10 protein-coding genes are annotated in these 20,651 nt (G+C 69.8%); all 10 read right to left on the reverse strand.

Features of this window, described 5'->3' with window-relative positions; genetic code table 11:
• Nucleotides 1-485 precede the first annotated feature (485 nt).
• Nucleotides 486-1,151, reverse strand: coding sequence for a 4'-phosphopantetheinyl transferase superfamily protein (locus DFO50_RS09960; protein WP_051528790.1), 666 nt, complete (start codon nt 1,149-1,151; stop codon nt 486-488).
• Nucleotides 1,144-2,403 carry a RhtX/FptX family siderophore transporter gene (locus tag DFO50_RS09965; RefSeq protein ID WP_036385756.1) on the reverse strand — a complete coding sequence of 420 codons (1,260 nt, stop codon included), beginning with the start codon at nt 2,401-2,403 and terminating at the stop codon, nt 1,144-1,146. The genes DFO50_RS09960 and DFO50_RS09965 overlap by 8 nt, the downstream gene beginning before the upstream one ends.
• A complete protein-coding gene (locus DFO50_RS09970; protein WP_112692478.1) occupies nt 2,396-3,892 on the reverse strand; it encodes a PepSY domain-containing protein in 1,497 nt (498 codons plus the stop codon). The genes DFO50_RS09965 and DFO50_RS09970 overlap by 8 nt, the downstream gene beginning before the upstream one ends.
• Before the next feature lie 7 nt (nt 3,893-3,899).
• On the reverse strand, nt 3,900-4,166 hold the full coding sequence (locus tag DFO50_RS09975) for a hypothetical protein (protein ID WP_199489795.1): 267 nt from the start codon (nt 4,164-4,166) through the stop codon (nt 3,900-3,902).
• Complete coding sequence (locus tag DFO50_RS09980) at nt 4,166-6,325, reverse strand: TonB-dependent siderophore receptor (RefSeq protein ID WP_276324989.1); 2,160 nt, start codon at nt 6,323-6,325, stop codon at nt 4,166-4,168. Before DFO50_RS09980 ends, DFO50_RS09975 begins: the two co-directional genes overlap by 1 nt.
• A 91-nt stretch (nt 6,326-6,416) precedes the next feature.
• Nucleotides 6,417-8,156 (reverse strand): ABC transporter ATP-binding protein, encoded by a 1,740-nt coding sequence (locus DFO50_RS09985; protein ID WP_304598478.1) that lies wholly within the window; start codon nt 8,154-8,156, stop codon nt 6,417-6,419.
• Entirely contained in the window at nt 8,153-9,865 is a 1,713-nt protein-coding gene (locus tag DFO50_RS09990) for an ABC transporter ATP-binding protein (protein WP_028498987.1), read from the reverse strand. Before DFO50_RS09990 ends, DFO50_RS09985 begins: the two co-directional genes overlap by 4 nt.
• Nucleotides 9,862-10,899 (reverse strand): Gfo/Idh/MocA family oxidoreductase, encoded by a 1,038-nt coding sequence (locus DFO50_RS09995; RefSeq protein WP_112692436.1) that lies wholly within the window; start codon nt 10,897-10,899, stop codon nt 9,862-9,864. Before DFO50_RS09995 ends, DFO50_RS09990 begins: the two co-directional genes overlap by 4 nt.
• Entirely contained in the window at nt 10,896-16,340 is a 5,445-nt protein-coding gene (locus tag DFO50_RS10000; protein ID WP_112692437.1) for a non-ribosomal peptide synthetase, read from the reverse strand. The genes DFO50_RS09995 and DFO50_RS10000 overlap by 4 nt, the downstream gene beginning before the upstream one ends.
• A complete protein-coding gene (locus DFO50_RS10005; RefSeq protein WP_112692438.1) occupies nt 16,337-20,641 on the reverse strand; it encodes a non-ribosomal peptide synthetase in 4,305 nt (1,434 codons plus the stop codon). Before DFO50_RS10005 ends, DFO50_RS10000 begins: the two co-directional genes overlap by 4 nt.
• Nucleotides 20,642-20,651: the final 10 nt, after the last annotated feature.

The following is a 20,651-nucleotide window of genomic DNA, read 5'->3' on the forward strand; positions in this document are numbered from 1 at the left end:
CAAGTCATTCCCTGAATAAACAGGTAAACGACAGTACAGAAAACAGGCTGACCGGCTTTCCCGTGAGCGGCAGGCAGCGGGCCAGATTTCTGGAATCATCACTGGTCTTCCCGATGTCCGTCAGTTCAAGCACATCGGCGATACAGGCCGTGCTGGCTCATTCGGGATAATGAAACGACAGGCTGCGCCGCGCAATAGCAAATCTTCCCCGTTCTGGTATCCGGTTATCAATCAGCAATGGCGGCAGGTCGGGAATGATTATTATCCCGGGGCCTCATCCGTACCCATCAGGTTTCAATATTCATTCTGCCATCGTGCAAATACGGAAACGCCCGCTGATTCAGCGCGACCGAAACGAAAGGCGCCGACAAATTCCAGACCACCCCGATTGCTTCCCGGAGCGATAGGACGCCATATGTATCCGGCTGCGCCGATTGTCGTGACCAGCAAGGCAATAAACGCGCATCAGCGCCCGTGGTACCGCGTCACCATGGCGTCGCAGTCAGCGCTTTCAGCCTGACGACCGGGTTTTTCATGGTAGCGGCGAGACTGCCCACATAGCCGCCGGGCAGCGTCAGGGCATGCAGATGCCAGCCGGCATCCCCGGCGACGCGCCATGCGGCGTCACCGTATTCGAGGCGGATGTCTGCGGGTGACTGGCTCAGACCTTCACCCGTGCCCTTCACATAGGCTTCCCTGAGCGTCCACAGGCGCAGGAACTGGCGGTGACCGTCGGGGTCCGGCATCCGGCGCAATACCGGCAACTCGTCCGGATGGCAGCAGGCCGGCGCCAGTTCGCGCCAGTCCAGCGGGCGATCCAGATGCTCCAGATCGACACCCAGCGGCGTCCTGCCCAGCGCGATCAGCGCCAGTTGGCCACTGTGGCTGACATTGAACTCCAGACGAGGGAGAGAAGCGGCCAGACGGGGCTTGCCGTGATGGCCTTCCTCCAGGCCGATGGCCAGCGGTGGCAGGCCAAGGCAGTGGCCCAGCACCTGGCGCAGGGCGGCGCGGGTCTGCACGAAGCTGTGGCGCGCATGCCGGCATTGGTAGCGGCGCGCCCGTGCCTGCTCGTCCGGACTCAGCTGATCCGGGGAGGCCCATGCCTGGTCGAGGTGAAGCAGCCAGACATGGATATCGCACTCAGGCACGCCCGGCGCCCGTATCCGCCAGTCCCGCCGCGCCCCCTCCCCGCGCCTCGCGCCCGTGCAGGTGCAGGGCGGTCACCAGTGCGACCAGCGCCAGGGCGGCACCGCAGAGAAAACCACCGGCATAGCCGATCTGAGCGGTAAGCGTGACCAGAAAGGAGGACGCCAGCATTTCCCCCAGGTCGCGGGTGCTTTGTACCGCGGTGACGTCGGTACCGGCCTGATCGCCCTGACCGGCAAAACGCATCGCCGCGGTCAGCATCGCCACCGAGGTAATGCCGGTGGCCAGCGAGCCGACAAGCACGCATGTCCAGGCCAGCCCCGCGCCCAGTGGCAGCCAGTGACCGGCCTGCAGGTACCAGAGCAGCGCCGAGCAGCCGGCGAGCACCACACCGAGGGCGAAGCCATGCCAGAGACCGACCCGCTTCACCAGCCAGGCGCCACCGCCGCAACCGAGAAATACCGTGACCAGACCGCCGCTCATGCCGAGTCGGCCGATATCCTCCAGCGCCCAGCCGGCATCGTTCAGGTACAGCTTGGACAGGCCAAAGCCGGACACCGCAGTCATGGCCGAGAGCAGCGCCAGCAGCAGCAGCGCAGGTGCCATCGGGCGGCGCAGGAAGCGCAGCAGGCTGGCCCGGCTGGGCGGCACAGGCGGCTGCTCGCGGGGATCGCCGCGGCCCAGTGCGCAGGCCAGGCACAGGCTCAGCAGCGGCACGCAGGCGATCGCCAGAAATGCCGTGCGCTGGCCGAAGAGGCCGGTGAGCATCAGGCTGCCGGCGCCGCCGCCGAAGAAGCCGATCATGACCCCCGCGATCTGCACCGCATTGACCTTGGCCAGCAGCCTGCCGCTGAAGTGCTCGGCCGCCATGCCATCGGTAGCGATATCCTGGGTCGCACTGGCCAGTGAGGCCAGCGCCAGCAGACCGACAGCCCAGCCGGCGGTTTCCACGCCAAGGCCGGTCAGGGCGAGCCCCAGCAGGCAGGCCAGAACCACGCACTGCATCGGCAGGATCCAGCTGCGCCGCCGGCCCAGCCGGCGCGACCAGTGGTTGTCGACCCAGGGGGCCCAGAGGAATTTGACCACCCAGGGCAATCCCACCAGCGGCAGGAAGGCCAGTGCCTGCAACGGTGCGCCGTCGCGGCGCAGCAGGGTGGGCAGTGCATCCATGGCAAGGCCGATGGGAATGCCCTGGGACAGGTAGAGCAGCGCCAGGGTCATGACCAGGCGGCGGTGACGGTACAACTCAAGCATGAAGGTCTCCGGTAAGACGGGGGTGGGCGGACGCAGGCGTCAGCATCCAGGCGTGCCGGCAGAGCAGCACGCCGCATAACAGCAGCCACAGGTCAACGGGCGCGGCAGGCCAGTGACCACGGGCAAAGCAGGAAATCAGGTGTGCGCCAGCCGCAGCGAGACAGGCAAAGCCGGCCAGCCCCGACAGCACGCGGGCCAGCGGCCAGTCACGCGGCCCGGCCAGCGCCACCAGGCCGGCGGTGATCCACAGCCCGGCAAACAACAGGCCCGGCCATGCCCCCGCACGCACGGCTGGCGGTGCGACCTGCAGCGCCAGCAGCAGCGCGGCTGCCGCGAGCACCAGACCACCGCAAACCCCCTGACCCAGCCGCCACAGCAGCGGCACGCGACGATCCGCCGTGCGGGCGCGCCGCTGCAGCCACAGGTACAGACCGCTGGCGCACAGCAGGCAGGCCCCCAGCCCCATCGCCAGTTGCAGGCCGCGCAGCACGGACGACCAGCCCGGGCCCAGCCACTGGTATTGCGCAAAGTGCAGCGGCTGCACGGCAATGAAGGCGCGCAGCCAGAACCCGCGGTCGGTGGCGCTGCGGTCGCCCAGCCAGGCACCGTCGGCAAGCCGGTACAGGTGCCGCTCGAAATTCGCCGTGCTGGGTACGCCACGGCTGACCCCGGCGATCTCCACGCTGCCCTGGCGATCGCCGGCATGCACGAGCGTCAGACGCTGGGCGATGAAGCCCGGCACGCGTGCCGCGTCCCGGGCCAGCAGACGGTCGAGGTCGACCCGCGTCGCCAGCGGCTGGCCCGACGCCGCAGGCGGTGGCGCCCCCATCAGTTCGGCGAACACCCGCTGCGGCTGCGCCGGATACACCACCGGCGCCAGCAGCAGGGTGCCGAGTGCCCCGAGCCCGCTGAGCGCCCCGGTCAGGCTGAACAACAGCAGCCAGGGCAGTCCCCAGAGCCCGATCAGTCCGTGGAGGTCGAACAGCGCCACGCGCAGGCTGCGGTCGCGGCGCAGGCGGAACAGATCGCGCCAGCGACGGCTGTGCAGAAGCAGGCCGGTCAGGCACAGGAGAAACAGCACAATGCCGAACAGGCTGACCAGCACCCGGCCGGGGAAACCGGCAAAAAAGTGCTTGTGCAGGTTCAGCAGGATATCCAGCGCCGGGACCCCGGCCAGCACCCGGCCGCTGGCCGGGTCGAGATGCAGCCGGCAAGGCTGGCGCACATCGCAGACACTGAAGACATCGCGGCCCGGCCCCGGCAGCAGCACGCTCGCAGAAGCAGTATCGCTTCCCTCTTCCGCGGCACGCGCCAGCAGGCGCTCTACCGGCAGGGCGCCAGCCCCGGTGACCACCGGTGGCCGCAACCAGTCGCGCAGGTCATCGTGGCCGAGGCTCCAGGCGCCGCTGAACAGCACCACGAACAGCAGCACGCCAGACAGTGCGCCGGCGCCGCCGTGCAGGGCATGCAGGACAGCACGTGCGGGCATGGCCATCTCAGTGCCCCGCCACAGCCAGCGCCAGCATAAGCAGGCAGGCCGCCAGCCCGCCGGCGAGGACGCGCAGGTCACGGATCAGCAATCCGCCGCACAGCAGCAACAGGCCCAGCGCCAGCGCGCTGAACAGCGCGGCATAGAGCCGTTCCAGCGGATCGGACAGCGGCAGGCTGCGCGCCAGCAGATAGCCACTCGCCGCGGCGGCCGACAGACTGCCAGCCAGGGCGAACGCAATCCGCCCTCCCCAGCCGGCAACCGGCATGGGCATCAGAACGTCCCCCGCAAGGTGAGGTTGAAGCTGCGCGGCTCGCCGTAGCGGTTGTTCCAGTTGGGGTTGGACAGGCTCTGGTAGTAGGTGCGGTCGAACAGGTTGTTGATGTTCAGCGCCGCCGTCCAGTGCGGATCGATCCGGTAGCCGACCCGCAGGTTGGCCAGCGCGTAACCGCCCTGGCGCAGGGTCACGTTGCGGTAGTCCACGCTGTAGTCGCTCTGCGCCTGCACCCCGCCACCGATGCTCCAGCGACGGCCCTGCCACGGCAGGTCATAGTTGCTCCACAGACGCAGCATGTGCTGCGGGGTAAAGGTCGAATAACGGGTGCCCGAGGACACCTTGCTGTCCTTGAGATACTCGGTGTCGGTATAGGTGTAGCCCGCCGACAGGCTCCAGTGCGGCGTCAGGTGGCCGGTCCCCTCCAGTTCGAAGCCCTGGCTGCGTACCTTGCCGCCGCTGATGTAATAGGCGTTGTTCGGGGTGCCGGGGTGGTCGGGGTCTTCCTGCGGGTTGTTCTCCAGATCGATGCGGAATGCCGCCAGCGACAGGTTCAGGCGGCCATCCGCGAGCTCGCTCTTGATCCCGGTCTCGTAGGTCTTGCCTTCCACCGGGCTGAGCGGATCGCCGCTCCAGGTACGACGGTCCTGCGGCTGGTAAACCTCGGCATAACTCGCATACCACGACCACTTGTCGGCAAAGTCCCAGATCAGCCCGCCGTAAGGCGTGAATTTGCTGCCGGGCTTGAAGTGCGCGGTCGGCGTGTCCTGGGTCCACCAGCTTTCGCGGCCGCCCAGCACGGCGGTCAGCGGTTCGGCCAGCTTGATCCGGGCCAGACCGTACAGGCCCTTCTGGGTGGTCGTGGTGTCGCCCGGCGAGCGGTAGGCGCCGATCTGCGGACTCGGCACGCTGTGCGGGTCCCAGCGGTAGACGTTGACCGGCGTGTTCGCCCAGTTCAGGAACTGGGCGGTTTCCTGCCGGGTCTCGCTCCGGGCGTAGGAAACGCCGCCAAGCAGTTCATGCTTGAGGCCGAACAGTTGCACCGGACCGGTCACGTGGGCATCGAAGCTGCGCTGGATGCTCTTGAACTTGTAGGCGGCCCCCATCAGGCTGCCCCCGTCGCCGGTCTGCGGATCGATGGCACCGTACGAGCCGGCGTAGCGCAAGCGCGAGTCGGTACTCTGGTACTCGGCGCTGAATTTGGCTTTCCAGCCGCTGGCCAGTTGCTGTTCCAGCGAACCGAACGCGCGGTAGACGTCCCACTCGAAGCGGTCCCAGTCGACGTCGAGATAGGTGTCGCGGGACAGGCCGAGGCTGGAGCCGTCCCTGGCCATCGGCACCCCGGCCATATTGGTGACGGCGTTGATGTGCTGGTACTGCGCGCCCACCGTGAGCAGCGTATCCGGCGTCAGGTCGAGCTCGGTCACGCCGTACAGCAGGAAGGTGCTCTGGTCGGACACGTCGTAGAAGAAGTCGCGGTTCTCGTAAGCGGCCACCGCACGGCCGCGCACATTGCCGCTTTCGGTCAGCGGCCCGCCGACATCGACCTCCGTGCGGTAGCGGTTCCAGCTGCCGGCACTCAGGGTGGTGCTGGCGGCGAATTCATGCTGCGGCCGCTTGCGGACCATGTTCACCGTCGCGGCGGGGTTGCCGGTGCCGTGGAGCAGGCCGTTGGAACCGCGAAGGATTTCCACCCGCTCGTAGACCGCCATGTCCTGCGGCGGGCTCGCAGTATTGCCGAGCAGCGCCGGCACGCCGTCGAGTTCGAATGAATCGACCTTGAAGCCGCGCACATAGTAGGCAGTGGTCAGCAGCTGGAACGGCTGCACCGTGACCCCGGTGGCCTGCTGCATCACCTCGTCGAGACTGTACAGGTTCTGCTGCTCGATGCGCTCGCGCGAAACGACGCTGGCCGACTGCGGGATCTCCCGCGGCTTGAGCGGCATTTTCGCCAGACTGCTTGTGCCCGCCGCACGGGCGGGCGACGCGCCTTCGGTGCTGATCACCACGGCGGGCAATTCCGGCACATCCGTCTCGCCGTTCTGCCGCGCATCGGCCATGACGGCCAGCGGGCTGAACGCCAGCAACAGGCCCATATGCAGCGGGGTTGGCCTGCAGCGGGCGATCGTCCCGGGCCAGCGGCTTCGCTTTGTCTCCATTTTCATCCCGTCAAACCTTCAGTGCTTACATGATAATGCTTATCATTTTAAATAAATAATCACTGGCACTGTTTCGATTGCCGATCTTTCTCTATCGATCCGCAGTCATTGCGGAACTTTTTTCCTCCTGTCGTGGTCCGGCACCGGCAGCGAAACCGGCATACCAGCGGTCGCGGGCAGACAGCTCGTCGTGCCGGCCGTTCAACCGCAGCCGCCCGGCCTCCAGCACCAGCACCTGATCGGCCAGGCGGGCCAGGGCCGGCCGGTGGGTGACCACCACCAGCGTGCGTCGCCCGCGCAAGGCGAGCAGGCTGCGCAGCACCTGAGCCTCGCTGGCGCCGTCGAGGCTGGCAGTGGGTTCATCAAGCAGCAGCAAGGGCGCTGGCGAGAGGAATCCGCGGGCCAGGCACAGACGCTGGCGCTGACCGCCGGACAGCAGACCGCCGCCCGGCCCCACTGCGGTCTCCCAGCCCTGCGGCCAGCGCTCGATCTCTTCCAGCAGGCCGGCTGCCTCCGCCGCCTCGCGCAGCGCCGACAGGTCGGCATCGGGCCGGGCCATGCGCAGGTTCCAGGCGACACTGCCGTGGAACAGGCCACACGCCTGGAACACCAGGTTGCGGCTGGCGGCCAGGGTCGATGCACTCAGCTGGCGGATATCCGCCCGCCCGAGCAGAACCCGCCCGGTATCGGGATCGTGAACCCGGCCGAGCAGCGCCAGCAGGCTGCTTTTGCCAGCGCCGGACGGACCGGCGATGACGGTCAGCGAGCCGGGCGCCAGTGTCAGCGCGATGTCTTCCAGCAGCGTGCGGCCGTCGTCCAGGCGGATGCCCAGCCCCTCGGCCACCAGCCCCGCATCCAGCGGGCGCTCGCCCGGCTCGGGGCAGTCCAGCGGCGGCAGCGCGAACACCCGCATCAGCGTGTCGAGGGACTGCCAGGCGCCGCGCAGGGCCTGGTCAAGATGGGTGAGCTGGGCCAGCGGTTCGATAAAGCGCACCAGCAGCACCAGAATCGCCACGACGGACGCTCCATCCAGCCACTGCCGCCCGACCGCCCACGCCCCTCCCAGCAAGCCCAGCGCGAATACCGCCTGCACCGCCAGCGCGAAACCCAGCCCAGCAGGCAGGCTCCGCCGCAGCAGTGTCCGGGTCGTTTCGTGCAATCGCCTCAACGCCGCTTCCTGGTCCTGAAGCGCGACGCTTTCACGTTCCGCCGCCCGCAGCAGCGGCTGGCGTTCCGCGAAAGTCTGCAGTTCGCGGGCGGCATCGCGTTCGGCTGCCTGCCGCGCGCTTTCCGCCGTCAGGGTGTGCCGGCCGCTCCAGCGCAGCAGCACAAACAGCAGCCCTCCGGCCAGCAGCAGGCCAAGGGCGATGACCGGGGCGATCAGACCGAGGCCGAGCACCACCCCGAGCGGAGTCAGCACCGCGGCGATCAGCGGTCCCAGCAGATGGGCAGGGATTCCCATGCTCTGCATCACCGGACCACGCAACAGACCTTCCGCCGGCGCAATCCGGCGCAGGGCCGGTGGCGCCAGATGCGGCAAGCGTGCGACCAGGCTGCGCACCAGGCCGGCAGCCAGCGCGCCGCCGGCAAAGAACCCGCGGCGCAGCGCCAGGTACTGCACCAGCGACTGCACCAGCGTCAGCCCCAGCAGTGCGATGACCCAGCGCCAGGGCAAGACGCCCGAAGCGAACCAGGCTTCGATCAAGGGCACCAGCAGCACCCCGCAGGCGGCATCCAGCAAGGCGGCCAGGGACGCCCAGACCGCCGCCTCGTGCAGCGCGCGGCGGCAGCCGCCGGGCAGCAGGCGCAGGCGGGAAAGAACCGTCATCATGCGTGCACCTCCCGTTCGTGCTGTTCGTGCCACAGGCGCGCATAGGTCCCGCCCGCCGCCAGCAGCGCCGGATGTCGCCCCCGCTCGACGAGGCGGCCATCCTGCATCACCAGAATCAGGTCGGCGTCGCGGACCCCTTCCAGCTGGTGGGTGACGATCAGACGGGTACGGCCGGCACCGCGCTCGCGCAGGCAGCGCAGCAGCGTGCGGGCGGTGTGCGGATCGAGTGCGGAGGTCGGCTCGTCGAGCAGCAGCAGCCGGGCCGGCGACAGCAGCGCGCGGGCCAGCGACAGCCGTTGCAGCTCGCCGCCCGACAGTTGCAGATCACGTCCCGGCACGCTGTCGTAACCGCGCGGCAGGGCCATGATGCGGTCGTCGAGGCAGGCGTCGCGGGCGGCCGCACGGATCTCGTCGAGGGTCGCCCCCGGGCGGAACAGCGCGATATTGTCGGCCAGCGAGACTTCCAGCGCCGCGGCCTGCTGGCCGGCCAGCACGATATGCCGGTGGCGGACGGCCGACGGCAGATCGCGCAATGCCACGCCGCCGGTATGCAGCTCGCCGCGGTCGGGGTCCATGCAGCGCGCCAGCAGGGACAGCAGCGTGCTCTTGCCGGCCCCGGAAGGACCGACGAGGGCAACCAGGCTGCCGTCCTCCACGTTCAGGTCGATATCCTCCAGCACCGCCCTGCCCTCACAGGCGTAGCTGAGCCCGCGGGCCACCAGCGAACCGTCGGCGGGCAGGCGCGATGACCGGCCTTCCGCCAGCGGGGCCTGGTCAAACACCTGCTGCAGGCGCGCGGCCGCAGCCTGCGCGGCCAGCAGGGCATCGCTGCCATGACCCAGCGCCTCGACCGGCGCCGCCATCGCTCTCACCAGCAGCAGTACGGCGCAGACCGGGCCGGGGGCCAGTGGCACGCCGAGCGCGTCCAGCACCAGCGCACCGAGCAGTGACCAGGCCAGCAGCCAGGGCGCACCAAGCTGGACATGGACCAGCGCGGCCAGATGCCCGACGCGCGCCACCCAGGACGAGAACGCCAGGCCAAATGCCGCCGCCGAGGTTTCGACTCCCTGCTGTATGCCGGCGCCCGGATATTGCCGGGCCAGCAGCAGATTGTGAGCGAACTCGCCATAGTCGGCCGACAGGTGTTCGAGGGCGGTGTTGCGACGCATGACCTCGTCGCGGTAGCGCGCCGAGCGCAGCAGACCGAAACCGGCGGCGGCAAACCCCAGCGGCAGCAGGCAGAACAGCAGCAGCCAGGGTTGCAGCCAGGCCAGCCACAGCATCGCGGCAAGCGGCACCACCAGCAGCTTGCTGACATCGTTGGGGGCATGCGCAATCAGCTGGTGCAGGGCCCGCACATCCTGCCCGACCAGCCGCGCCACACCGTCCTGGCCCTGGCGGCTGAACCAGTCGAGCGGCAGGCGCTGCAGATGCGCCAGCAGCCGCAGACGCAGATCGTTGCAGACATCGGCATCCACCTCGTGGGCCAGATGCGTGGCCAGCGCCTGGCAGACCAGCCAGACCAGGATGGCCAGCGGCACCAGGGCAAGCAGCACCGGGTTTGCCGCCCCCTTCACCAGCGAGTCGGCCAGCCCGGCAAGCAGTATCCAGGGCAGCAGGGAGCTGATGCCGGCCAGGGCCTGCAGTCCCATGGCCAGTCCCAGCCGCCAGCGGCAGGGACGCAGCAGACGCCACAGCACCGGGGTCATGAGGCCCGCTCCAGCGCCTGCTCCAGGCTCGCCGGCGCCAGCCCCGGCGGCGGTGCCGTGGGAAAGCCCAGCCGCTTGCCGATCCGCTGCCAGACGGCGGCGACCTCAAGGCTGCGCTGGTTGCGCTGGTGCACGGCGTCTTCATCATCGAGCAGGGCCAGGGCATCGGCGGCGGCTGCCGGCCACAGGTGGCGGTGCACCTGCGCCCAGGAGCAGGGTTCGGCATGCCAGAGCTGCACCGTGGGCAGCGACTCGCCGGACGGCGCAAACAGCCCGTCGGCATCCACGGCCGGCACCGCGACCGCCGGGGTCCACAGCAGCGGCCCGTGCGGTCCGGCCAGGCTGAGGGTGCCGCGATCGGTCGTCAGGCTGAGGCGCTGCAGCACGGTCATCCGGCCATCGTTGTCGGCAGCCAGTTCATTGAGCACCTGCAGATTCAGCGGCACGCCGGCCAGCACCAGGGACAGCCCGCGCATCGCCGACAGATCGCAGCCCGCGTCCTCCAGCGACCAGGGACCAACCCCTTCCAGCAGCGCCGCCAGAATGTCCAGGGTGGCGAAGCCCACCTGGACCCCGCAGCTTGCCTCCAGGTGGCGAATGCCCCGGCGGTGGTGCAATTGCCGGCCCAGTTCGATAAAGCGCGCCACCGCCGGCAACTGCGGATAGAAGGTGTTCAGCAGGCAGCGCCGGCCGAGGCGCGCGGCCGTGCGCAGCAGGCCCTGCCATTCGCCGGGCAGCAGCGGATGCTCGATCAGCACATCGATGCCGCGCGCCATCAGCGCTTCGGCCAGCGCGGGTCCCTGCTCGCCACGCGCGGCGCCGCCGACCGCGACGCAGGCCAGCCGGACATCGTCCGGCACCGCGCCGGGCTCGCGCCAGAGGTCGACGCCATGTCGCGCGGCCAGTGCCTGTGAACGCCGGCTGCCCTGGCCGAGGATGCCGCGCAGGGCAAAGCGCGGATCGGCAGCGACACCGGCGGCATAAAACTGGCCAAACCGGGAACCGGCGACCACGACGGAACGCACCGCGTTCATGGGCGTACCTCCTTCAGCAGAAAATCGGCCAGTGTCTGGCCCAGACAATCGAAGTGCCCGCCGGGCACCTCATGGAGGTGGCAGGCACCGATCGCCGCCGCCTGCCAGTCACGCGCCAGCGCCCCGGCGTAGTCCGGTACCAGTGGATGGCCGGCGCCCGGCACGAACAGGCGCAGGGCGCCGACGTAAGGCACCGGCAGCTCGGCCTGGCTGGCCCGCACCGAATGGCAGAACAGCCGGTACAGCGTCTCGCGTCCGGAACCGGCGGCCCCGGCGCTGCCGCTGGCGGCCTGCAGGACACGCCGGCGCAGGGCATCGAGGTCGGCCAGGGCAGGCAGCGTTGCCAGCGTCTGCGCCGGCAGATGACCACGCGTCCCGGCCAGCGCGGCATGAATCCGGCTGGCCAGCCCGGCAGCCCCGGGGAAGCCCAGCGCGGCGGTATCCAGGCCGAGGGTGGCGGCGAAGCTGAACAGCAGCAGGCGCTCGTCATCGATCCGGTAAGGAATCCGGTAACTGGAGACGATGTCCAGTTGCCGCACGCGCACGCCACGCTGAACCAGGGACCGGGCAGTCTCCAGGGCGAGCAGGCCGCCGGAGCAATAACCGAGCAGATCCACCTCGCGCAGGCCGGCGGCGTGCAGTGCAGCGGCATAGCGCCGGCCGAGGCAGGCATTCAGGTGCGTGGCGGGAATCGCCAGATAGGCTTCGCTGTCATGCACCGCCAGGCCCAGCAGCGGCCGCTCGCAGCCCAGTGCCTGAATCAGCGGACGATAGGGCAGCAAGGTGCCCAGCCCTTCATGGATCAGCACCCGCGGCACCCCCTCCCCTTCCGCCAGGCGCACCAGCGGATCGGCCAGGGCCGCACCATCGCCAAGGGGCGCGCGCGGCATGCCGGGGGCAGCATCAGTGCTGCGGACTGGCGCCGCCGATGGCACCGATGGTGTGCAGTCTGCGCCGGTGTCCTCGCGCGCTTCGCGCAGGCGCCGGGCCATGCCGCGCGCGGTCGGCTGGCTCAGCGCCCAGCGCAGCAGCCGGTCGAACGGATGCCGGCGGGCCTCTTCCTGGCTGTCGCGCAGGCGCGCGATCAGCTGGGCGATCAGCAGGGAGTCGCCACCCGCGGTAAAGAAGTCCTGATCGCCCCCCAGATCGGGGTTGTCCAGCACCTCCCGCCAGTGTTCCAGCAAGGCACGTTCCAGTGCATCCGCCGGTTCCCCGGCCGCATCACGCGGTGGCACGGAGCGAGGCTGGCGGGCGACATCGGCAAGGGCCTTGCGGTCGATCTTGCCGTTCCCGGTGACCGGCAACCGTTCGAGCACGTGCAGCTGTGCCGGGAGCATGTAGCGCGGCAGGCGTGACTCGACAAACGCCAGCAGTTCGGCCGGTGCCAGCCGCGCCTGCCCGGTCTTGCAGCGGGCCAGCAGGATGTCGTAACCGAGCAGGTCAAGGGCATGGCCGGACGGCACCACGCTGGCCGCCACGTCGCCGGGCACCTGCCCAAGCCACTCCAGCCATTGCCCGGCATGAACGAACAGATGATGCTGCCCGGCCCGGCCGTCGCGCGGGTTTTCCATCATCAGGCTCTGGCTGATGCTGATTTCGTTGTGTTCTCGCGTCAGTTCCTGGATCACCAGCCAGGCGTCGGCGTCCAGCAGTTCACGCAGGCCGGCCAGCAGCGCCGGGGTATCCAGCGCATTGTTCAGCGCGCCGGAGCTCAGCAGGATGTCCACCGAGTGTGGTGCCACGCCCTGCCCGCTCAGCGTGTCGTTCATGTCGAAACGGCTGAAGCGCACCCAGGGCTGTCCGGCGAAGCGCTTGCGCGCCGCGGCGAGAAAGTAGCTGGACACGTCGGTGAACAGGTAATCCACTTCCACGCCGCGGTCCGCCAGCGGCGCCAGGCGGGCAATGACCGCGCGGCTGGCCGCAGCGGTGCCGGCGCCGAGTTCGAGCAGCCGCCAGCGGCGTGCCGGCTGGCGCTCGACGATGGCGGCGATCGCCTCGGCCATCGCCGCGTGCAGTGCGCGGGCGTGCAGGCCTTCGCTGTACATGGCCTCGGCGATATGCGCCGAGCCCTGCGGGAACATCAGCGCCGCCGGGCTGATCCGTCCGGCCAGTTGTTCTGCCAGGGACCCGGCGCTGTCGCGCAGATAGGCAACCAGTCCGGCCGGCCACAAATGCGACGGCGCGCTGGCGGCGAAATCGCGCCAGGCCGTCGCCGGGTCGACCGCCGGCCGTGTGTCGCAGCCGGTCCAGACCGATCCTTCACGCCGCAGATAGCCGCCCTCTTCCAGCTGCCGCAGCCAGTGGTGCAGCAGGCGCTCACGCACATCGCCAATGCCCAGCCGCTGGCACAGGGTGGAGAAGTCCAGACCGGCGGCGCTGGCAAAAATGCCACTGCCGGCCAGCCAGGCGGCCAGGGAGGCGAGGCAGGCACGGTCGAGTGCCGCCACCGCGTCCGCGATCGCCGGCAGCTCGCCCCAGTCGTGCTGCAGTGCCTGCCGCGCCCGTTCACACACCGCGTCTAGCCCGTCGCGGGCGTCGTCACCGGCTTCGCCCGCCTGCGGATGAAGGGTGACAAAGCTGGCCAGGCTGCGCTCGTGTGCGCTGCCCAGCACCACGGTCGCTGCCAGGTTCACTTGCGGATGTGCGCACAGGGCCGCGTCCAGTTCGGCCAGCTCGATGCGGTGGCCCCGGATCTTGACCTGGTCGTCCTCTCGCCCCAGAAATTCGATGCTGCCATCGGGCAGGTAGCGACCGAGATCGCCGGTACGGTACAGGCGACGTCCGTCAGCGTGACGAATGAAGCGCTCAGCAGTGCGCTGCGGATCACCGGCATAGCCAAGCGCCAGGCCGACCCCGCCGATATGGATCTCGCCGCGCACGCCCGGCGGGCAGCGCCGGCCACGGGCATCCAGCACCTCCACGCTCTGCCCGCGCAGCGCGCATCCATAGGGGATGCTCGCCAGCTCGGCATGCGCCGGACGGATCGGTTGTTCGATCGACCAGATGGCCGCTTCAGTGGCCCCGCCGAGACTGAACAGCGCGCTGTCGGGCCAGCGCTTCCACCAGCGCACCGGCAGGCTGACCGGAATCCAGTCACCGGACCACAGTACGCAGCGCGGACCAGGTACCCTGCGTCCGGGCTCGCTTTCGAGGTAGTCGACCAGCATCTGTCCCTGGGCCGGCACCGAGTTCCACAGGGTGATCCCGTGCCGTTCCATCAGCTCGGCCCAGTGCGAGGGGTCGCTGCCACGCGCCGGGTCCGGCAGCACGATCTGGGCACCCGCGGCAGTGGCACCAAAGAAGTCGTAGACCGACAGGTCGAAACTCAGTTCGGCCAGGCCGAGCAGACGGTCCCGCTCGCTCACTGCGTAACGCTCGTTGATGTCCTGCAGCGTATTGCTTGCCGCCGCATGGCTGAGCATCACGCCCTTGGGGGTGCCGGTGGAGCCCGAGGTGTAGATCACATAGGCAAGATCGTCCGGCGCCACCTCGGCGGCGGCAGGCGGCGGCCAGTCCGCATCGGCCGGCAGGCGGTCGATGGCCAGGCACGGGCAGGCGATCTGTGCCGGCACGTCCTGCGCCAGGCAGACCAGGGCCGCCACGCCGGCGCTGTCGAGGATTGCCCGCTGTCGCAGCGCCGGCTGGCGAATGTCGACCGGCACATAGGCCGCACCGGCCTGAATCACGCCGAGGACGGCAACCAGTTGCGAGGCGCTCCTGGGCAGCAGCACCGCGACCCGCTGACCGGGCCCCACGCCGTTCGCTTCCAGTGCACGACGCAGCGCCGTGGCATGCTGGGCAATCTGGCGGTAGCTGTAACTGCCGGCCGCATCGTGAATCACGGGGGCATCGGGACTGAGCTGCGCACGCTCGGCAAACCCGGCGGCAATGCTCCGCTCCGTGCCGGGCAACGCCACCGGAGGCGCCGCGACCGGCCCGGCGTACAGCCCGGCATCGCTGGCGTTCCACGCCTGCGGGCTGTCCGCAAGCTGCCGCAGCAGGTCGACGAAAGCCTCGAACATGGCCTCTGCCTGTCCTTCGGGGAACAGGCCCTGGCGTACGTCCCAGCCGATTTCCAGACCGCCGAACTGGTCGGTGACCTGGCAGTCCAGCCAGACCTGCGGCGTCTGGCTGACCATGTATCGCGGCGCACTCAATGCCTCGGCGTCTCCGAGCAGACGCTGCACGCTGCCGATACCGCTGGTGAAGACCACCGGCATCAGATCGGCGCCACGTCCGCGACGGCGGGCCAGTTCGCGCAGCAGGTCGACGCCACTGAAAACCGGATGATCAAGGTCCTCGAACATTTGCTCGCCGATACGCCGCGCCCGCGCGGCAAAACTGTCGCCGTGGCGGCTGTCCACCGCCAGCAGGCTCAGCGCGGTGAAGTCGCCAAGCACCAGCGGCAGTTGGGGGTGCAGCGCTGGCCGGTTGAGTACCGTCAGGTTGAGGCAGAACGCCGGCGTCTGGCTCCAGCGGCCAACTGTCTCGGCAAAGGCGGCCAGCGCCACACCCGCCGCGCTGAGTCCGCGCGCGCCAGCCTGGGTGCAGAGCTGGCGCCAGGCGTCGTCGTCGAGGCGCGCATGGAGATGGCAAAAACGGGTCGAGCGGGTATCCGGCTGTGTCCGCAGCGGCAGGTCCGGTCGTCCCGGCAGGTCGTCCAGGCGCGCCAGCCACCAGTCGCGGTCGCGCTGCCAGGCCACCGAGCAGCGGCGCTGCTGCTCGACTTGCACGTAGTCGCGGAAGGTCGCTTCCGGCGGTGGCGTCACTTGCGGGTCGCGATAGCGCCGCCGCCACTCATCGAGCAGCAACTGCAGGCTGGCATAGTCAATCAGGGTGAAATCCACTGACATGTGCAGCACGCAGCCCTGCCGGCCGATGCTCAGTTCGGGACACAGGACCGGCCACTGGTCGAGTGGTGCGCAGCGGTGATCGAGACGCTCGCGCACCTGCGCCAGATGCGCCCCGAAGGCGTCGGGGTCCAGTGTCGTGCCGTCGTGCACGACGAGGGACTGCCAGGGCACGTCGGGCAGGACCCGCTGCCAGGCGTTGTCCTCGATCACCGCACGCAGCATCGGATGGCGCACGAGCAGCGCGTTCCAGGCGGCCTCGAGGCGCCGGGGATCGGTGTCGGCCGGCCAGTCGTACTCGACATACAGATGGCAGGCATTGCCGCCATAGTCGAAGGCGGCCTGACGCCCGAGAACATAGGCGGCCTGCACCGGGGTCAGCGGAAATCGTTCATGGGCGCGTGCCGGTTCGGCACGCCAGACCGGCCCTGCGTCCAGGTGTTCGAGCAGCGCGTCGCGCGCCGCCCGCAATCGCTCGGCCAGACCGTCGTCGAGGGCCCCCTGCGGGGCGCGGTAGCGCAGCTGCCCTGCTTCACCCCACAACTCGATCTGCCGGTTGCGGCAAGTTTCCAGCAGTTCGCCCACACTCATAGCACGCCCTCTTCCAGTTGGCTTTTCGTGACGCCGGCGTCGGCCCCTTCCAGGTGCCGGGCAAGGCCGGCCAGGGTCGGCTGACGGTAAAAGTCGGCCATGCCCAGACGCACGCCGAAGCGCTCGCGGACCAGGGCCAGCAGGCGCGTCGCCAGCAGGCTGTCGCCGCCAAGGCTGAAGAAGCTCGCGTCACGCTGCTTCACCGGCCGCCTGAGCACCGTTTCCCAGCAGGCGGCAAGGCGCTGTTCATGCGGCGCCAGCGCTTCGCCGGCCGTGTCGTCTCCGCCGACCTGCGTCAGTGCGCGGGTCATGATTGCGGCCAGACGCCGGCGATCGATCTTGCCGTTGGCGTTCAGCGGCAAGGCCGGCAGGCACCAAAGTCGCTCGGGCCGCATGGCCTGCGGCAGGCGCGCCTCCAGGCCGGCCTGCAGTCGCGCCGGGTCGAGACCGGTGCCCGGGGAGACCGCCTCGACCAGTGCGATCCGCTCACTGCGCCAGAGGCAGCGCGGTGCCAGACCGGCGTCGGCAATGTCGGACTGAAGCGCCGGCAGGTCCGGCAGACGCAAGGGCCGGTCATCGAGCAGCGCCGCGCCGAGCAGGGCCAGCGGCGATGCCCGCAGCAGGTCGACCAGCAGCAACCGGCCTTGCGGACGCAGCAGTGCGGCGGCCAGCGCCAGCCCTTCGCGGCGGGTCTCGTAGCCATGCAGCGCGGCAAAACTGATTACCCGGTCATAGCGCCCGAGATGTCCGGACGGCAGCAGCCCGTCGTCGAGCGCCTGAATCGCGACCCGCGATGGCAGGCGGGAGGCGGCGGCATCGAGCAGGCCACGGCTGCGCTCGAACAGGGTCAGGTCAAGATCGGGACGCAGCAGGCTCCGGTCGAGCCAGAGCCCGGCGCGGGTATCCAGCACCGCCACCCGCAGTCGTTCGCCGGCAACCGGCGCCGGCAGGGCCTGCATCAGCCGGGTCAGCGCCTCGCGGCCGTCCGGCAACCGGGCCGCCACCGCCTGCGGTGCCAGCCAGGGGTCGAGCAGCAGCGTGGCCGGCGGCTGCCCGCCTTCAAACAGCGCACGCAGTGCCTGACTCATGGCCGCCAGCACCGAGGCCTGCCAGCCAAGCCTGCGCAAGGCTTCGTCGAGCGCCGGCAGTTCGCCCGTGGCCGACTGCGCCAGCCAGTCCAGCCAGCGCTTGCACAGCGCATCGGGAATTTCCGGGGGCGCCTCCAGCAGCGTCCCGAGCAGATGCCGGGTGACCACCGTCTCGGCCTCGCCCAGACCGGCGAAGCACTGTGTCTCGGGGCATGCCGGCGGCGGTCCGCCCGCAGCCGGCAGCCGTGGCACCAGCACCGCCCCCAGGCCGGGCGTACCGCTGCCGGTCACCGCGGCGCAAGCCGCTTCGACACCGGGCTGGGCGCACAGCGCCGCCTCGACCTCGCCCAGTTCGATGCGCTGACCGCGGAGCTTGACCTGCTGGTCGACCCGGCCAAGGAACTCCAGCGTGCCATCGGCCCAGTAGCGGCCGCGGTCGCCGGTGCGATACCAGCGCCCCTGCCCGTCGTGGACAAAGCGCTGTGCGGTCAGCTGCGGATCGTTGCGATAGCCGCGGGCCAGGCTGCCTCCCCCGATCCACAGCTCCCCGACCACCTGATCCGGCACATCGCGCCCGTACGCGTCGACCACCCGGTAGGCCTGGCCGGGCAGCGGGCGGCCATAGGGAATGGAACGCCAGTGCGACGGTACGACGCCAACGGACTGCAGGTTCGACCAGATCCCGGCTTCGGTCGCACCGCCAAGCACATGGAGACGGCAGTCGGCCGCGCAGCGCGAGCGCAGCCGCGCCGGCAGATCCAGCGCCACCCAGTCGCCTGACAGCAGCACCGCGCGCAGGCTGCGGTAGTCGGCCTGCGTGCCCGGCAGGCTGAGGGCCATTTCCAGCAGCGCCGGCGCGGAGTTCCACAGGGTCACGCCGTGGCGGCGGATGGCGTCGGCCCAGGCGGCCGCATCCCGGGCCTGCGCCTGGGACGGCAGGACCAGACTGGCACCGGCGCCCAGGCCGCCGAACAGGTCGAAGACGGAAAGGTCGAAGTCCAGTGCCGAGACGGCCAGCAGGCGATCGTCGGCGCCGACGCGCAGCAGGCCGAGCAGCGCGTCGATGGTATTCATCGCCGCCGCGTGACTGACTTCCACCCCTTTGGGGACGCCGGTCGAGCCCGAGGTGTAGATGACATAGGCGCTCGCGCCGGGTGTCAGCGGCGTCGGCGCGGCAAGTGCCTGCGTGCGCGCCAGCCGTTCGGCGGCGAGCCGCGGCGGCGTCGCCCGGGGCTCCTCGCATTCGGTGATCACCAGGCGGATGCCGGCAGCGTCTTCGATCAGCCGGCGGCGAGCCGGCGGCTGATCGATATCCAGCGGGACATAGCAGGCGCCGGCGGCGAGCACGCCAAAAACGGCCGCGACCTGTTGCGGGCCGCGCGGCAGACTGATTTCCACCGCATCGCCGGTCTCGATGCCGGCGGCTCTCAGGCCGGCGGCAATGCGCAGTGCCTGCCCGGCCAGTTCTCCGCGGGTCATGCAGCGCTCATCGTAACGAAGCGCGACGGCGGACGGGTCGCGGGTGGCCCGGGCGAAGAAATCATGATGCAGGGGGCGCGCCACGCCCGGTGCCGGGCAGGCATTGAGACGGGCCCGGCAAGCCTGTTGCGCCCAGGGCAGCGGCAGGGCCGGCGGGTGATCCCAGCCACCGTCGCAGCATTGCCGGAGCAAGGTCACATAGGCCTCGAACAGGGTTTCCAGAAGCCCGTCGGGGAACAGCCCGACGATCGCGTCCCAGGCCAGCAGGATGCCGCCGTCGACGCGGTAAAGCTGGTGGTCGAGCCATACCTGGGGCGTCTGCGAAAGCATGTCGTGGAGATCGCCGAAGACGTCGCGGAACGCGGCCGGCACAAAGCCGTCCTCACCCAGGTTGCTGGAAAACACCACTGGTGCGGAGCGCGGCTGCCCCTGCCGGCGCGCTTCGCGCAGCACTTCCAGCGCCGGGAACGCCGCATGATCGATGGCGTCGTGCAGGCTGCGCTGGAAGGCCCTGACCGCGTCGGCAAAAGAGGCTGTTGCGTCGACCCGGCATTCGAGCAGCAACAAGGTGGTGAAGTCGGCGATGACCTCACCGAGGCGGGCATCATCGGCATGCCGGTCGAACAGCGGCACATTCAGCAGAAAGCCGGGGCTCTCGCTCCAGCGTGCCAGGACGGCGGCAAAGGCGCAGCCAAACACGCTCGACAGCGTCACCCCGTGCTGTGCGGCCAGGGACGCCAGGCGCCGGCTTTCGCCGGCCGGCATCCGGTACGACAGACGCCGCGTGCGCGGCTGGCGAATGCTCTCGGGGGCGCAGGCCAGCGGCAGGCCCGGCGCGTCCGGCAACTGCGGCAGGCGCTGCAACCAGTACTCGCGTGCCGTGGCCACCGCCCCGGCGCGCTGCTGCGCGCGTCGCGCCAGGTAGTCGGCGAAATGCAGCGGTGGCGCCTCGCGCAGCGCCTGCGGTGCGGCATAGGCGGTACCCAGCTCGGCAAGCAGCAGACGCAGGCTCTCCACATCCGCGGCCAGCAGGTCGAGGCTCAGCCAGAGACGATCCTCGCCCCCCGGCATCTGCACCAGACCCAACAGGAAGACTTGCCCCTGCTCGACCTTCAGGCATTCGTGCGAGCGCTGCTGCCACAGCGCCTGCCAGGCTGCCTCGGCCTGTTCCATGCCATGCTGGCGCCAGTCCTGCAGATCGAAGCACGGCAGCGCCGGTGCCTCGATCACTTGCTGCCGCCCGTCAATGAAACGTGCGCGCAGCATCGGATGGCGCTGCCGCACGAGAGCGGCCGCCGCCGCCAGGCGCTGCGCATCGACTTCACGGGCACGGAATTCGAGAAAGGCGTGGCAGCTGATGTTGCCCAGGATCTCGTCCGGGCCACGCCCGAGCCAGTATGCCTGCTGCACGGAGGACAAGTCGAAAGGCTGATCGTGCCTGACTGCCGGCTCTGCCGTCCGGGCAGGCGCCGCCACGCGTGGCGCGGCAGGCAGCAGTTCGAGCCAGGCCTCCAGGCAGGGGCGTCGGGCCAGTTGCGCGAATTCCACGGCCACCCCTCCCGCACGCAGGCGTTCCTGCAGGTACATCAGGCGGATCGAGTCGAGGCCGCAACCCAGCAAGTCATCGTCGTCCGCCAGCAGGCGGACGTCATCGGGCGGTTCACCGAGCAGCTCGGCGAGCTGCGTGACCAGCCAGTCGCGCAGGCCGGGACGGGAATCGAGGGGCAGATCCATGAAGGCTCCC

The organism is Microvirgula sp. AG722, from assembly GCF_003269145.1.
GTDB classification, from domain to species: Bacteria; Pseudomonadota; Gammaproteobacteria; order Burkholderiales; family Aquaspirillaceae; genus Microvirgula; species Microvirgula aerodenitrificans.